Origin of the sequence: Allobosea sp. (genome assembly GCF_030694325.1) — a bacterium.
In the GTDB taxonomy this organism is placed as follows: domain Bacteria; phylum Pseudomonadota; class Alphaproteobacteria; order Rhizobiales; family Beijerinckiaceae; genus Allobosea.
On record NZ_JAUXYO010000112.1, the window covers coordinates 1 to 15588 of the forward strand.

15 protein-coding genes are annotated in these 15588 nt (G+C 68.5%); 5 read left to right on the forward strand and 10 right to left on the reverse strand.

From position 1 onward, the window contains the following. The 4 genes from Q8M82_RS06830 to Q8M82_RS06845 form a co-directional block, all read left to right on the forward strand. Positions 1-274 (forward strand): DUF2019 domain-containing protein (locus tag Q8M82_RS06830; protein WP_305690624.1); only part of this gene is annotated, 274 nt, incomplete at its 5' end. 18 nt (positions 275-292) lie between these two features. After that, positions 293-667 (forward strand): DUF2019 domain-containing protein, encoded by a 375-nt coding sequence (locus Q8M82_RS06835; protein ID WP_305690625.1) that lies wholly within the window; start codon positions 293-295, stop codon positions 665-667. Between the two features lie 18 nt (positions 668-685). Next, positions 686-1060, forward strand: coding sequence for a DUF2019 domain-containing protein (locus tag Q8M82_RS06840; RefSeq protein ID WP_305690626.1), 375 nt, complete (start codon positions 686-688; stop codon positions 1058-1060). Positions 1061-1103: 43 nt separating this feature from the next. Next, entirely contained in the window at positions 1104-1451 is a 348-nt protein-coding gene (locus Q8M82_RS06845) for a DUF2019 domain-containing protein (RefSeq protein WP_305690627.1), read from the forward strand. Positions 1452-1461: 10 nt separating this feature from the next. Here the strand turns inward: Q8M82_RS06845 and mutL are convergent, their stop codons facing one another. The 8 genes from mutL to Q8M82_RS06885 form a co-directional block, all read right to left on the reverse strand. Next, positions 1462-3282 carry a DNA mismatch repair endonuclease MutL gene (gene mutL, locus Q8M82_RS06850; protein ID WP_305690628.1) on the reverse strand — a complete coding sequence of 607 codons (1821 nt, stop codon included), beginning with the start codon at positions 3280-3282 and terminating at the stop codon, positions 1462-1464. Positions 3283-3458: 176 nt separating this feature from the next. Beyond that, entirely contained in the window at positions 3459-4754 is a 1296-nt protein-coding gene (locus Q8M82_RS06855; RefSeq protein WP_305690629.1) for a M16 family metallopeptidase, read from the reverse strand. Between the two features lie 51 nt (positions 4755-4805). After that, on the reverse strand, positions 4806-6113 hold the full coding sequence (locus Q8M82_RS06860; protein WP_305690630.1) for a M16 family metallopeptidase: 1308 nt from the start codon (positions 6111-6113) through the stop codon (positions 4806-4808). Between the two features lie 163 nt (positions 6114-6276). Further along, positions 6277-6918: a hypothetical protein gene (locus tag Q8M82_RS06865; protein ID WP_305690631.1), complete on the reverse strand. Its 642-nt coding sequence runs from the start codon at positions 6916-6918 to the stop codon at positions 6277-6279. Positions 6919-6993: 75 nt separating this feature from the next. Further along, positions 6994-7476, reverse strand: coding sequence for a signal peptidase II (lspA, locus tag Q8M82_RS06870; protein ID WP_305690632.1), 483 nt, complete (start codon positions 7474-7476; stop codon positions 6994-6996). Further along, positions 7473-10487, reverse strand: coding sequence for an isoleucine--tRNA ligase (ileS, locus tag Q8M82_RS06875; RefSeq protein ID WP_305690633.1), 3015 nt, complete (start codon positions 10485-10487; stop codon positions 7473-7475). Before ileS ends, lspA begins: the two co-directional genes overlap by 4 nt. Before the next feature lie 352 nt (positions 10488-10839). Further along, the gene (locus Q8M82_RS06880; protein ID WP_305690634.1) at positions 10840-11808 is read right to left on the reverse strand and encodes a bifunctional riboflavin kinase/FAD synthetase; all 969 of its coding nucleotides are present in this window, start codon (positions 11806-11808) and stop codon (positions 10840-10842) included. Positions 11809-11922: 114 nt separating this feature from the next. Next, positions 11923-12366: a MaoC family dehydratase gene (locus Q8M82_RS06885; RefSeq protein ID WP_305690635.1), complete on the reverse strand. Its 444-nt coding sequence runs from the start codon at positions 12364-12366 to the stop codon at positions 11923-11925. A gap of 268 nt (positions 12367-12634) precedes the next feature. Between Q8M82_RS06885 and Q8M82_RS06890 the strand changes: the two genes are divergently transcribed. Beyond that, a complete protein-coding gene (locus tag Q8M82_RS06890; RefSeq protein WP_305690636.1) occupies positions 12635-13018 on the forward strand; it encodes a response regulator in 384 nt (127 codons plus the stop codon). Between the two features lie 33 nt (positions 13019-13051). Here Q8M82_RS06890 and Q8M82_RS06895 read toward each other — a convergent pair whose 3' ends face one another. Beyond that, complete coding sequence (locus Q8M82_RS06895; RefSeq protein ID WP_305690637.1) at positions 13052-13921, reverse strand: TIGR01459 family HAD-type hydrolase; 870 nt, start codon at positions 13919-13921, stop codon at positions 13052-13054. Between the two features lie 116 nt (positions 13922-14037). Continuing rightward, a complete protein-coding gene (locus Q8M82_RS06900; RefSeq protein WP_305690638.1) occupies positions 14038-15519 on the reverse strand; it encodes an EAL domain-containing protein in 1482 nt (493 codons plus the stop codon). Between the last annotated feature and the right edge of the window lie 69 nt (positions 15520-15588).

Consider the following 15588-nt stretch of genomic DNA (forward strand, 5'->3'; position numbering starts at 1 on the left):
GTACGCGGCTTTCAACCGGCGATATGATCGAATCCAGGCGATCGAAGACGAGCTGAAATCGCGTCCCGGGGATCAGCGCCGCATCCTCATGAAGCTCTTTGGCCATCCCAACATGCAAGTGAGACTCACTGCGGCGCGGGCCAATCTCGCGGTCGACTATCCCGCCGCCCGCAGTGAGATTCAGGACATCGCCGACTCCAAATGGGGGCCGCAATGTCTCGATGCCGGCATGACCCTCATCAATCTGGACAATGGGATTTATCGGCCGAGTTGAGGTCAACCAGGAGGTCTGATGAAGCGCCACGAAGATTTGAGTGCGCTATCCAACGAGGAGATCGTCAAGCGTTTCGAGCAACTCTGCATCGAGCAGTACGACGCCATGGATCGTGAAGAACTGGGACGCGTCAACCGCCTCGTCTGGCGCATCCACCATCTCGTCATGGAGTTGAAATCGCGCCCCGGTGATCAACGCCGCCTTCTTCGACGCTTCTTCGGCCACTCGAACATGCAGGTTCGGCTCTCAGCAGCACACGCCAATCTCGCGATCGACTACCCGGCTGCCCGTCGCGAGATTCAGGATATCGCCAACTCCAAATGGGAAGCGCAATGTCTCGATGCCGGCATGACCCTCATTAATCTGGACAACGGGATTTATCGGCCGAGCTGAGGTCAACCAGGAGGCCTGATGAAGGGCCACGAAGATCTGAGCGTGTTGTCCGACGAGGACATAGTCCGGCGCTTCGAACAGCTCTGCATCGAGCAGTACGACGCCATGGATCGCGAAGAACGGGGGCGCGTCAACCGCCTCGTCTGGCGCATTCATGCCTTGGAAATGGAACTGAAATCCCGCCCCGGGGATCAACGCCGCCTTCTTCGGCGCTTCTTCGGCCACGCGAACATGCAGGTTCGGCTCTCAGCAGCTAAAGCCAATCTCGCGGTCGACTATCTCGCCGCCCGCCGCGAGATCCAGGACATCGCCGACTCCAAATGGGGGCCGCAATGTCTCGATGCCGGCATGACCCTCATCAATCTGGACAACGGGGTCTATCGGCCGACCTGACCCGAAGGAGGACTCGATAAGGCGTGGCACGAAGCTGAGCTGCTTGCCGGACAGCGAGCTCCTCGCCCGCTTTGAGAAGCTGTGCGTCGAACAGTACGACGCTCTCGATCGCCAGGAGTACGCGGCTTTCAACCGGCGATATGATCGAATCCAGGCGATCGAAGACGAGCTGAAATCGCGTCCCGGGGATCAGCGCCGCATCCTCATGAAGCTCTTCGGCCATCCCAACATGCAAGTGCGACTCACTGCGGCGCGGGCCAATCTCGCGGTCGACTATCCCGCCGCCCGCCGCGAGATCCAGGACATCGCCGACTCCAAATGGGGACCGCAATGCGGAGACGCCGGCATGACACTCATCAATCTGGACAACGGGGTCTATCGGCCGACCTGAGGCGCCCCCCTTACCGCCGCCCGAACAGCTTCTCGATATCGGCGAGCTTGAGTTCGACATAGGTCGGGCGGCCATGGTTGCACTGGCCGGAATTGGGCGTGACCTCCATTTCGCGCAGCAGCGCGTCCATCTCCTCGGGACGGAGCCGACGGCCGGCGCGGACGGAGTTGTGGCAGGCCATCGTCGCCAGGACATGGTCGAGGCGGCGTTCGAGCGAACCGGCGGTTCCATGCTCGGCCAGCGCGTCGGCGACGTCGCGGACGAGCTTCTGGAGGTTGCCGCCGGCGAGTTGCTGGGGCGCCTCGCGGACCAGCACCGCACCCGGCCCGAAGGGCTCCAGCCTCAAACCCAGCGTCGCCAGATCCTCGCTCGCCACGTTCAGCCGGTCGGCGTCGACGGGGGCGAGTTCGACCACCTCCGGCAGGAGCAGAGGCTGCGTGGCGATGCCGCTGCGGGCGCGCTCGGCCTTGAGGCGCTCATAGACGAGACGCTCATGGGCGGCATGCTGGTCGACGATGACGACGCCCTCGCGCGTCTGGGCGACGATATAGGTCTCGTGGAGCTGGGCCCGGGCCGTGCCGAGCGGCCGGTCCAGCGCATCCGGCGCGGGCTCCGCGAGATGGGCGCGGGCGTCGGCCGAGGAGGCGTCGAATCCCGCAAAGCCCTGCTGCGGGCGGGCGTCGAAGCCGGCGACGGGCGCGCCCCAGGCCGGGGTCTCGGGCAGTGTCGGGCGCAAAGGCGACGCGCTGTTGCCGGTGCCGGCGAAGACCGCGCGGAAGGCCTCCAGCGTGCGGGCGCCGCCGGTCGTGGTGGCGCGATGGCCGGCTTCCGCCAGCGCCGCCTTCAGCCCGGAGACGACGAGACCGCGGACCAGCTGCGGATCGCGGAAGCGGACCTCGCTCTTGGCCGGATGGACGTTGACGTCGACGGCGCGCGGATCGCAGGCGACGTCGAGGAACAGCACCGGATGACGGTCAGAGGGCACGACATCGGCATAGGCGCCGCGCACCGCCGAGAGCAGCAGCTTGTCGCGCACGGGCCGGCCGTTGACGGCCAGATGCACACCGGCCGAGGTGCCGCGATGGAAGGTCGGCAATCCGGCGAAGCCGGTGACATGGACGCCCTCGCGCGCCGCGTCGAGCCGCAGCGCGTTTTCGGGGAAGTCGCGGCCGAGCGCGCGGCCGAGCCGACGCAGCTGCCCCTCCTCGCCAAGATCTGCAACGGATTTGGCCTCGGCCGGCCAGTCGAAGGGCGAGACATGTTCGCCTTCCAGCGAGAAGCGGATCGCGGGATGGGCGATGGCGAGGCGCCGCAGCATCTCCGAGACGGCCTGTGCCTCGGCCCGGTCGCTCTTGAGGAATTTCAGCCGGGCGGGTGTGAAGGCGAAGAGATCGCTGACTTCGATGCGGGTGCCGGGGGCCGCCGCGACGGGACGCACCACGCCCTTCTCGCCGGCCTCGACGACGAGGCCGGCGCCCTGGGGCGCATCATGACGCCGAGTCGCGATCGAGAGCCGCGCGACCGAGCCGATCGAGGGCAGCGCCTCGCCGCGGAAGCCGAGCGACTGGATCGCAAAGAGGTCGCCATCGGGCAGCTTGGAGGTGGCGTGGCGCTCGACGGCGAGTGCGAGATCCTCGGGCGTCATGCCCGCGCCATCATCGACCACGCGGATGAGCTCGCGCCCGCCGGCCCGGATCGTGACCGCGATGGAGCGGGCGCCGGCGTCGATGGCGTTCTCGACCAGCTCCTTCACCGCCGCAGCCGGCCGCTCGATCACCTCGCCGGCGGCGATGCGGTCGACCAGGACGGGATCGAGGCGGCGGACGGGCATGCGGGTTCCGGAGCGGCGGGCGGCGCGGCGAATCGGGGAGCAGCGTTGCGGCAGGATAGTGGATGGGGGCGGGTCATGCCCAAATCGGATTCGCGAGCGGCACCGAACGGGCGCGGGCAACCCTTCCCCCTTGTGGGGAGGGGAGGAGCGCTACTGGGCCGGCCTCGTCTGCGAACTCACACCAGCCCGACGGGCCGGCCCACCGCCTGGACCAGCAGGCGCGGGTCGCCGAAGAGGCGCTGCGCGACGCGCTTGACGTCGGCCAGCGTCACCGCGGCGAAGAGACGGTTGCGCTCAGCGAGGAACTCGGGCTCGAAGCCGTTGACGGCGAGGCCGAGCAGTTCCGAGGCGATCTTGGGCGAGGTGTCGAAGCGCAAGGGGTAGGAGCCGATGATGTAGCGCTTGGCCTCCTCGACCTCGTGCTCGCTCGGGCCCTCATGCGCGAGCTTGGCCATCTCCTCGCGGATCACGCTCATCGATTCGGCGGCGCGCTCGTTCTTGGTCGCGGTGCCGCCGACCAGCATGGCGCCCTGGCGCAGCGGCAGCAGGCTGGAGGAGACGCCATAGGCGAGGCCGCGCTTTTCGCGGACCTCCATGAAGAGCCGGGAGGTAAAGGCCGAGCCGCCGAGGATGTGGTTGAGCACGCTGCCGGCGATGAAATCGGGATCATGCCGCATCAGGCCGGGGCCGACGAAGCGCAGCACGGTCTGCGGCACGTCGAGATCGATGACATGGGTCTGGCCGAGTCCCTGGATCGGCAAAGCCTCGCCCGGCTGCGCGCGCGGCAGGCCTTGCGGCAGCGCGCCGAAGATCTGGTCGAGCCGGCGAGCGAGTTCGTCTGCGGTAATGTCGCCGACGACGACGATCTTCAGGCCGGCGCGGGTGAGCAGATTGCGCGACAGCCCCTTCAGCGCGTCGGCCTCCAGCCGCGAGACGCTGTCGACATCGCCCTTCTCGGGCCGGCCATAGGGATGTCCCGGGAAGGCGGCGGCGTAGAGCGCGTTGCGGCAGAGGGTTTCGGGGTTCTGGGCCTGGCGCTGCAGCCCGGAGATCACCTGGCCCTTCACGCGTGCGACTGCGTCTTCGTCGAAGCGCGGGGCGTTCAGCGACAACGCCAGCAGCTCAAAGGCGGTGTCGCGGTGGCTCGACAGCGTCTGGAGATGGCCGTGGAAATCGTCGCGGCGCGCATCGAAGCCAAGGCTGATGGCGTGGTCGGCGAGCTTGCCCTGAAAGGCCTCAGCGTCGAGATCGCCTGCGCCCTCGTCGAGCAGGCCGGAGACGAGATAGGCGCTGCCGGCGGCGTTCTCGGGATCGCGCGTGGCGCCGCCGTCGAAGGCGAATTCGACCGCGATCAGCGGCAGGCTGTGTTCCTCGACCAGCCAGGCCTCGACGCCGGCAGGCGAGCGGACCTTCCGGACCGGCACGGAAGGGCCGGCGAGGCTGGTGGCGGCAACGGGAATCGGAGCGTTCATGTCATGTCCTGGCTCGGGCCGGGCTGCGGCCCCGTGCGGGAGGAGGACGGATCAGGCGGCGGGGAGGAGCAGGCCGGTGACGCCGCGGTCGGGCCGCAGATAGCGCCGCGCGGCCTCCAGAACGGCCTCGCGCGGGACGGCCTCGATGCGCGCTGGCCAGGCCAGCACGTCCTCCACCGTCTCGCCCACGGCCAGCGACGCCCCGAAGATGCGGGCGAGCGAGGACTGGCTGTCGCGGGCGAAGACCGTCTCGGCGACGAGGCGGGTGCGGGCGCGGGCGAGTTCGAGCTCGCTCGGCCCCTCGCTGAGGAAGGCTTCGAGCGCGGCGTCGAGGCCGGCTTCCAGCGCGGCCATCTCGACACCGGGGCGCGGGCTGACCGAGAGCTGGAAGGCGGCGCGGTCGACCATCGAGCCCATGAAATAGGCGCTGGCGCCGGAGGCCAGATCGGCCTCGACGCAGAGGCGGCGATAGAGCCGCGAGGTGGTGCCGCCGCCGAGGATCTCAGCCAGAAGCTCGAGCGCAAAGACTTCGCCCGGGTCGCCGCTGAGATAGGTCGGCGTCAGCCAGCCGCGCCGCAGCGAGGGCTGGCGCACACGCGGGTCGCTCAGCGAGACCCGGCGCGCGGCGCGCGGATCGGGCTCGGCCGGGCGCTTGCGGACAGGCGCCTGGCCGCGGGCGGGAATGACACCATAGGTTTCTTCCGCGAGGCGGCGGACGGTGGCGGCGTCGGTGTCGCCGGCGACGACGAGGATCGCGTTCTCCGGCGTGTAGAAGCGCTGGTAATAGGCGAAGGCGTCGTCCCGGTTCAGGCCCTCGATCTCGTGCTCCCAGCCGATGATCGGGGTGCCGTAGGGATGATGCACGAAGAGTGCGGCCGAGAACTCCTCGCCGAGCTGGGCGGCGGGGTCTGCATCGACGCGCATCTTGCGCTCTTCCAGCACCACGTCGCGCTCGGGACCGACGACGCTTTCGTCGAAGGCCAGCCCGGTCATCCGGTCGGCCTCGTAATCCATCATGGCGCGGAGATGCTCCTTCGGCACGCGCTGGAAATAGGCGGTGTAGTCGAAGGAGGTGAAGGCGTTCTCCTGGCCGCCGAGGCCTGCGACGATCTTGGAGAATTCGCCCGCCGGCCATTTCGCCGTGCCCTTGAACATCAGATGCTCGAGGAAATGGGCGATGCCGGACTTGCCGGCCGGATCGTCGGCCGAGCCGTTGCGATACCAGACCATGTGGGTGACGACGGGCGCGCGCCGGTCGGGCACCACCACGACGTCGAGTCCATTGGCCAAACGAAAGGATTCCACCGGCTGGGCGGCCTTCATCGGCTGCGCATGCATGTTCACCTGGGCCGTCTCCATGATGCAGCGCGCTCGCGCCGCGTGCAGCGGTCAACGCGGCGGCGCGACCGTCGACCGGTGCACCGCCTCTTCCGGCACTTAGGCGTTGACGGCGCGGAACGCCAGTGCGCAAGCGCTGCCCCGAAGCCGCAGCGTCGCGCGCTCACGGCTTCGGCATCGCGCCTCACTGCATCGGGATCTGGCCGGTGAGGAATTCGCGCTGGCCGACAGCCTGACGATCTTCCTGCGGGCCGCCCTGGCCCGGGCCGAGCGGCGCCGAACCCGCGGGAAGGCGATAACCGACCGGCGGCTCCGCCAGCGTGCGGCGCGGCGGCTCGGAGCCATAGGTCAGCTGGTCGAGCGCGGTCTGGTTCTGGCGGCTGGCGAGTTCGCGGCCGACCCGGATCGGAGCAATCTGGTTGTTGTAGTTGTTGTGGTCCTCGGCGATCACCGGGCGGCCGGCGTCGCGGGTCGTGCGGCCGCGGCGCAGCTCTTCCTGGCTCAGCACCGGGTTGTTGCGCCAGTTCGGGTTGAACACCGGAACGCGCGAGGCTTCCGCCTCGGCGCGGCGGGCGGCGACGTCGGGATCGTTGGGCCAGGCGGCATTACGGGTGCTCGCCGGCGCCTGCGGGCGCGGCAGGGTCGAATTCGGGGGAACGACCAGCGGCGGGCGCTGGCGGTATTCGATGTCGTCGCCCGAACGGCCGCCGATCACACCTTCCATCAGGTTCTTGAAGAGCATGCCTTCCTGGGCCAGCGCCGGCTGGGCCGCCAGGACGAGGCCTCCGGCCAGCAGCAGATGCGTCACGCGGATGCGATGCGCCATGTCAAACCTCCCTCGGGGATATTGCTTCCCCGTCTCAAACCGCAAACGAACGGCAAAACGATGGCGGGGCCGGGTTCAGGCCGTATTTTCGGCCGCCGGCCGGAAGGACTCATACAACAGCCCGGCCACCCCGACAACGATGGCGGCATCGGCAACGTTGAAGATGTACCAGCTGAAGCTGCCCCAATGCAGGTGGACGAAGTCCACGACCGCCCCATAGACCGCGCGATCGACCCCGTTGCCGAGCGCGCCGCCGACGATGAGGGCGAGGCTCGCGACGGTGAGTGCCCGCGGCTCGCGCCACATCCAGCGCCCGAGCCAGATCGCGGCTGCGATCGAGATGACGACGAGGCCCCAGCGGCCGATGTCGCTGTGCTGCTGGAACAGCCCGTAGGAGATGCCGCGATTCCAGGCGAGCACGATGTCCATGAAGGGCGTGACCGCATAGGGCCCCGTCTCCGCCAGGCGCAGCCCGAAGAGCAGCCAGAGCTTCAGCGTCTGGTCGACGAGGAAGACGACCAGGACGATGGCGAGGCCGAGGCGACGGGCGGGCGTCACGCGGCGCCCCGGCCCAGTTCGCGCAGCGCCTTGGCGTCACGCGGCGTCACCGCGGGATAGGCCGGATCGGCCGTCGCGGGGTCGAAATATTTCCAGGAGCGCGCGCATTTGACGCCGTCGGCGCGATGCGGGACGACCGCGACGCCGGGAACGTCGGGCAGGCGGACGGCGTCCGTGGGCCCCTCCCCGCTCTCGACGCGGATGGCGGAGGTGATGCTGATCTCGGCGAGATCGGCCCCCGACAGGGCCGCAAGCAGGTCCGGATCGGAGACGAAGACCTGCGGCGCCGCTTCCAGCGACGAGCCGAGGCGCTTGGCCGCACGCTCCAGTTCCAGCGCACCGGTGACGACGCGACGGACCTTGCGGATCTTGCTCCAGCGCTCGGCCAGTTCCGGATCGAGCCAGGCGGCCGGGGCCTGCGCGAAGAGTTCGAGATGGACCGAGCCGTCCAGCGTCTTCTGCTCGGGGTAGCGTTCCAGCCAGGCTTCCTCGGCGGTGAAGACCAGGATCGGCGCGAGCCAGGTCGTCAGGCAGCGGAAGAGATGGTCGACGACGGTGAGCGCGCTCTTGCGGACATGGCTGGAGAGCGGATCGCAATAGAGCGCGTCCTTGCGGACGTCGAAATAGAAGGCCGAGAGCTCGGTGTTCATGAACTGCGAGAGCAGCGTCACGACCTTCTTGTAGTCATAGGTGCGATAGGCCTCCTCGACTTGCGGGCCGATCTCGGCCAGCCGGTGCAGCATCAGCCGCTCCAGCTCGGGCATGGTCTGGATTTCGGAGACGCGGGTGTCCTCGCTGAAATGGGCGAGCGTGCCGAGCATCCAGCGCATCGTGTTGCGGAGTTTCCGATAGGTCTCGACGAAGGTCTTGAGGATCTCCTTGCCGATGCGCAGATCGTCGGAATAGTCCGCCGCCGCGACCCAGAGGCGCAGGATGTCGGCGCCCGAATCCTTGATGATGTCCTGGGGCGCGGTGACGTTGCCCTTGGACTTCGACATCTTCTCGCCCTTCTCGTCGAGGCAGAAGCCGTGCGTCAGCACGATGTCGTAGGGCGCGCGGCCGCGCGTGCCGCAGCTTTCGAGCAGCGAGGAGTGGAACCAGCCGCGATGCTGGTCCGAGCCTTCGAGATACAACACCCGGTCATTGCCGCCGTCGCCGCGGCGACGCGCGCGCAGATCGGCCCGCTTCTCGAGCGTGAAGGCATGGGTCGAGCCTGAATCGAACCAGACGTCGAGCACGTCGGTGACGCGCTCGTAACTCGCCGGATCGTAGCCGAAGGGCTTCAGGAAGCGCGCGCCGTCGGTGTCGGTGAACCAGGCGTCGGCGCCTTCCGCCTCGAAGGCCTCGGCGATGGCCGCGTTGACCCTGGCATCGACCAGGATCTCCTTGGTCTCCTTCTCGACGAAGACGGTGATCGGCACGCCCCAGGCGCGCTGGCGCGAGACCACCCAGTCGGGGCGGTTCGCGATCATGCCGTTGATGCGGTTCTCGCCGGCGGCGGGAACCCACTGCGTGTCCTTGATCGCGCCGAGCGCGACCTCGCGCAGGGTGCAGTTGCCGAGCGTGTCGACCGCCTTGTCCATCGCGATGAACCATTGCGGCGTGTTGCGGAAGATCACCGGCTTCTTCGAGCGCCAGCTATGGGGATACTGGTGCTTGAGCCGGCCGCGCGCGACGAGATTGCCGGACGCCGCGAGCGCCTTGATGACGACCTCGTTGGCGTTGCCCTTCTCGCCGGTGTCGGTGATGACCTGCGCGCCCTCGAAGCCCGGCGCGTCCCTGGTGAAGCGGCCATCGGCATCGACGGTGTAGGGGATGCGGGTCTCGATGCCGCGCTCGGCCAGCATGCGGCCATTGCTCATCCAGACGTCGAAGTCCTCGCGGCCATGGCCGGGCGCGGTGTGGACGAAGCCGGTGCCGGCATCGTCGGTGACATGGTCGCCGTCGAGGAGGGGGACATCGAAGTCGTAGCCGTGGCCGCGAAGGGGGTGGGCTGCGGTGAGGCCGGCGAGTTGGTCTGCCGGCACGTCCATGACGAGTTCGAAGGCCTCGACCTTGGCCGCCTTGAAGACGCTTTCGGCCAGGTTCTTGGCGAGGATGTAGGTCGCGCCGACCTTGGCCCAGTTGTTCTCGGGCGCGGCGGTGACGCGATAGAGGCCATAGGCGATCTTGTGGTTGAACGAGATCGCGCGGTTGCCAGGCATCGTCCAAGGGGTGGTCGTCCAGATGACAACCGCGGCCCCCATCAACACATCAAGCGCCGCTACAGCTGATTGTTCTGGGGCGGTTACGAATGGGCCGACGATCGGCGGCTTCTCTCGATCAAGCGGAAACGCCACGAACACCGTGTCGCTGACATGTTCCTCGTACTCGACCTCGGCCTCGGCGAGCGCGGTCTTCTCGACCACCGACCACATCACCGGCTTGGAGCCGCGATAGAGCTGGCCGGTCTCGGCGAACTTCATGATCTCGCGGGCGATCTGCGCTTCAGCCGGGTAGGCCATGGTCAGATAGGGATCGTCCCAGTCGCCCTCGACGCCGAGCCGCTTGAACTCCTCGCGCTGGACCGAGACCCAGTGCTCGGCGAAGGCGCGGCATTCCTTGCGGAATTCGACGACCGGCACGTCGTCCTTGTTCAGCCCCTTGGCGCGATACTGCTCCTCGATCTTCCACTCGATCGGCAGGCCGTGGCAGTCCCAGCCCGGGACGTAGTTGGAGTCGAAACCCAGCATCTGCTGCGAGCGCGTGACGAGGTCCTTCAGGACCTTGTTGAGCGCATGGCCGATATGGATGTTGCCGTTGGCGTAGGGGGGGCCGTCATGCAGGACGAAACGGTCGCGGCCTTTGCCGGCCTCGCGCAGCTTGCGGTAGAGGTCGATCTTCGCCCAGCGCGCCAGCAGCTCGGGCTCGCGCTGCGGCAGGCCGGCCCGCATCGGGAACTCGGTCTGGGGCAGGAACAGCGTCTGGGAATAGTCTGTCGCGTCGGTCTTGTCGGCGGTCTTGTCGGTCATGGTCCGGCTCGGGCACTGGGACAGGCGGCGGCGGTGGCCGCGCTGATCCTCTGGAAACGGGAAAAGCGGTCTTCAACCCGGACTGCGCAGGCGCCCGCGCTCAGCGCGAGGCGGCAGCCGGGCCTGTAATTCGCCGGAGAAGGCACATAGGCAGCATGACCATCGGCAGCTTCTAGACCAGATTTCTCGACGCCGGAACCGCCCGGGTCATCCCGGTCGAAGCGAAGCGAAGAGCCAGGATCCATTCCGCAGCGATCATCGGACAGGTTCCGAAAGGGATCCCGGGTCTCCCTCCGGTCGCCCAGGATGACCGCGCGTGGTGGAACGTCGTGGCTGCTCTAGCAAAGCCCCCTCAAAGAAGGAAGGGCGGCGTCGCGGTGAGGATCTCGCGGGCGCGGGCGCTGTCTTCGTCCATCTGCGCGATCAGGGCCGGAAGCGAGTCGAACTTCGCCTCGCCGCGCAGCCAGGCGACGAGCGCGACGTCGACCTGCCGGCCATAGAGATCGCCTGAAAAATCGAAGACGAAGGTTTCGAGCCGCGGCGCGCCATCGTCGAAGGTCGGGCGGCTGCCGAAGCTCGCGACGCCGTCATGCCAGATGCCGTCGATCTTCATCCTGACGGCGTAGATGCCGTATTTCAGCCGGCAGTCGCGGGCCAGATGAAGGTTGGCGGTGGGGTAGCCGAGATCGCGGCCGCGCTTGTCGCCATGGGCGACGACCCCGCGGACGAACCAGGGCCGGCCGAGGAGACCGGCCGCGCGGGCGACGTCGCCCCGCTCCAGCGCGGTGCGGATCAGCGTCGAGGACACGGCCTCGCCGCCCAAGGCGAAAGGCGGAACGACGACGACGGGGACACCCTCGCCCTCGCAGTGCTCCTGCAGAAGCTCGGGCGAACCGGCCCGGCCCAGGCCGAAATGGAAATCATAGCCGCAGACGAGGCCGGCGGCGCCGAGCCGGCCGAGCAGCAAATCGTCGATGAAAGCCTCGGCCCGGATCGCGGCGATGTCGCGGTTGAAGGGCAGGACGAAGGTCAGCGGCAGGCCGAGCCCGCCGAGCAGTTCCGTTTTCACTGCCGGGGGCGTCAGCCGGAAGACCGGTTCCTCCGGCCGGAAGACGCTGCGGGGATGGGGCTCGAAGGTCAGCGCAGCCGGCCGCCGGCCCAGCTGCTGCGCCAACTCCACCGCCTCACGCGCCAGCTCGGCATGGCCGCGATGGACGCCGTCGAAATTCCCGAGAGCGAGGACGCAGCCGCGCAGCGAGGCCGGTACGGGCTTGTCGAGGTCGATCACGAAGCTGGCATGCGTGTCGGCGGAGGAGGTCATCGGCGGCGGGGGTCCCGTCGCCCGGGCACGATGCCGGGCGTGCCCGTCATTGTGCAGGCGCGCCGAGGCGTCAAGCCGGCCGCGCCGATGGGGACCGTCCTGCCGGCGGCATGATCAACTTCGCGGGTGGGCCGGCGGCAGAGCGACCCAGGCCTCGCCCTCGAGCACGGCCTTGCCGTCGACGAGGCATTCGCAGAACAGCCGCGCGCGGCGACGCTCCGCCACCAGTTCCATCACCTCGACGCGGGCGGTGACGACATCCCCGATCTTGACGGGCGCGAGGAAAGTCAGCGTCTGCGACAGATAGACCGCACCCGGCCCCGGCAGCCTGGTGCCGAGCAGCGCCGAGACCAGGCTCGCGGTGAGCATGCCATGGGCGATGCGCTGGCCGAATTTCGTGTTGGCGGCGTAACGGTCGCAGAGATGGATCGGGTTGGCGTCGCCCGAAAGGTCGGCGAAGAGCGAGACATCGCGCTCCATCACCGTCCGCATGAGGCTCTGGCTCATGCCGATGGTCAGGTCCTCGAAAGCGTGGACGGTGTACAAGGCGCTGGTCATCGCTTGCGGGCCTCGGCTCCGGACGCGGCCGCGAGGCCTGCGGAAGGGGGTCGAAAATGCTGCCTCGAACCGTGTCACAGCAACGGCAGCCCGGCCATAGGACTTTGGTGGCTGCACGGCAGGGGAACGATGACGCTACGTCGCTTGCGCATTGGATTAACGGCTTTGAAATACCGGAGCGTTATCCCTTGGAACCGATCACTGCCGCCGCGATTGAAGCGGCGTGGCGCGGCTTGCCGCGCCGTCACCGTTTGCTTGGAGCACCCTTATGGCTCTAGACCCGTCCATGCCCATTCTGGTGGTCGACGACTACCAGACGATGGTCCGGATCATCCGCAACCTGTTGAAGCAGCTCGGTTTCGAGAATGTCGATGATGCATCGGACGGGCAGGCGGCGATCGCGAAGATGCGCGACAAGCAGTATGGCCTGGTGATCTCGGACTGGAACATGGAGCCGATGACCGGCTTCGAACTGCTGCAGCGCGTGCGCGAGGAGCACGCGCTGGCGGCGACCCCCTTCATCATGGTCACGGCGGAATCGCGCACCGAGAACGTCATCGCCGCCAAGAAGGCGGGCGTGAACAACTACATCGTGAAGCCGTTCAACGCGCAGACCCTCCGCTCGAAGATCGAGTCCGTCTGCACGGGCTGATCCCACGCCGGGCGTCAGCCCGCGCCGACCGCCTCACCAGACCAGATGCGGCAGTGCATAGGCCGGGCGGTGGCTCTGCCGCCCGAACCAGCCATGGCGCTCGTCCCAGGACGCTTCCATCAGATCCTGCGCATGGATGCCGGCCAGCACCATGATGCCCGTGATGCCGAAGGCTTCCGCACCGGCGATGTCGGTCCGGATCGCATCGCCGATGCCGCAGATCCGCTCGCGTGCGATCTCCCGGCCGAGCCTCGCCTCGGCCAGTGCCAGCGCGGCGGTGTAGATCGGCGCATGCGGCTTTCCGGCATAGATCGCCCGGCCGCCGATTTCCTCATAGGCGAGCGCGACCGAGCCGGCGCAGGGCACGATCCTGCCGCCGCGCTCGACGACGAGGTCGGGATTGGCGCAGATCATCTCGAGGCCGCGCGCGGCAAAGCCAGCCAGCAGATCGGCATAGGTCTCCGCCGTATCGGTCTCGTCGTCGAGGAGCCCGGTGCAGAGGACGTAGCTGGCCTGCTCCGGCGCGACCTCGGGCGCGTCGAGCCCGGCGACCAGCGGCCGGTCGCGCTCCGGCCCCAGCCTGAACATCGGCTGTCCGGCGCGCGCCGCGATCAGCGACCGGCAGACATCGCCGGAGGTGACGATCGCGTCCCAGGCGGAGCGGGGCACGCCGAAACCATCAAGCTGCTGCTCGATGACGGCAGCGGGGCGCGGCGCATTGGTCACGAGCACCACGACGATCCCGCGTTCGCGCATCGCGACCAGCGCCGCCACCGCCTCGGCAAAGGCGGCGACACCGTTATGGACCACGCCCCAGACGTCGCAGAGGCAGAGATCGAACCGATCGGCGATGCTGGCAAAGCCTGGAAGCGCGAGGGTGGAGGCGGTCTGGGTCGGCGGCACGTCGGGTCACTCCCTGTCGAATGCGGCCGCTCTACAGCATCGCGGAGCGCCCCGCACCCCGGGCGACGGGATGGAAGCCTGCCGAAAACGGGAGGTCGGGCGCGCCCGTAGCCCGATCAGGCGGTCGCGCGGCGCAGGACCGAGCGGAAGGACTGCCGTTCCGGAGGCGCTTCCGGAGGCGACGCTGGCGCGGGCACCGGATAGCCGACCACCTCGGCCGTCCGAGGCTCGGCGACGATGGCGAGCGACGGCTCGTGAGCAGCGACGGCAGCGGCGGCCGGTGCCGGCTCGGCAAAGACATCCGGCTTTACCGGCCGGGGCGGCGAGAAGACCAGGCCCTGCCCCATTGTGACGCCGAGATCGATCATGTCGGCGACCGTCGGGTCGTCTCCGACCTGGTCCGCGATCAGCACCACCGAGGCGCGCGCCAGCAGCGCGGCGAGATCGGCCGGGGCGATGTCGGCGCTCTGACTTTCGGCCTGCTCCATCAGCAGGGCTGCGGGCGCCTTCACGAAGCGGATGCCGCGGTCGAACAACGCGACGGGATCGAGCCGGAGATCGGCCAGTTCGTCGAGCGCGAAGCGGACGCCGTTCGCCGACATGGCGCCGAGCAGGCCGAGGCTGGTCGGATCGAGCCCGCGGAAGACCTTCTGCGGCATCTCGACGACGAGATGGCCGGTGTGCTCGCGGTATTTGTCGAGGATGCGCGACAGCGTCGCCAGCGCCTTCGAGGAGTTCCAGGTCGCCGTGCTGAAGTTGCAGGAGACGAAGAGTTCGCCGGGCTTGGCACCGAGATGGCGCGCGATCGCCAAAGCGCGTGTCAGGACGAGCGCGTCGAGGGTCGGCCCAAAGCCGCGCTCCTCGATCACCGGGATGAATTCATGCGGGAGGAGCAGCGTGTTCTCGTCTATTCGCAGGCGCACCAGCGCCTCGTAGCCGCGGGTGCGGCGCTGCGGGAGTTGCACGATCGGCTGCAGATGGACCTCGACCCGCCCCTCCGACAGCGCCGCGCTGATGACGGAGGCCTGCTCGGCGGCGGCGCGCTCCTCGGCCAGCTTCGCCGCTTCGGCGCGTTCGGCGGCGACCACCCGCAGCCGCTCCTGGCGGGCGGCTTCCGGGTCCACCACCACCGGCGGGGCAGCCACGGGTTGACCCTCGGACGCCGCCGCGGGCGACGTCCGCGACTGCAGCGTCGCCAGGGTCGCGTCGTGATCGGCGAGCGTGGTCGCGACCTGATGGATGAGATCGCCGAGCAGGCCGACCTCCGCCGTCAGTTCATTGATCGCGGCCCGCGCGGGCGCCGCATCGGCATCACGCATCGGCATCTGCTCGACGCGCTTCGACAGGGCGTCGAGCCGGATCGCGTTGGTGGCGAGGCGGACCTTCACTTCGCCGACGGCGGCGAGCACCTGCTCCCGCTGCGCGAGCGACCGCCGCTCGGCCTGCCAGATCGCGCCCATCGCGCCGAGACCGACCAGGACGAGACCGAGCGCGGCTCCCAGAGGCACCGGCCACAGCAGCGTCAAGACCGCGCCCGCGGCCAGCCCGGTGACGGCGCTGGCGAGAGGATGCAGGGCGTTCGGTCGGAAACGGGCCAAGGCAGCGATCGCGCAAGGGGTTGGTCGGGACGGACGGCGAATCACACCACTGCGACAACACTACCCTTC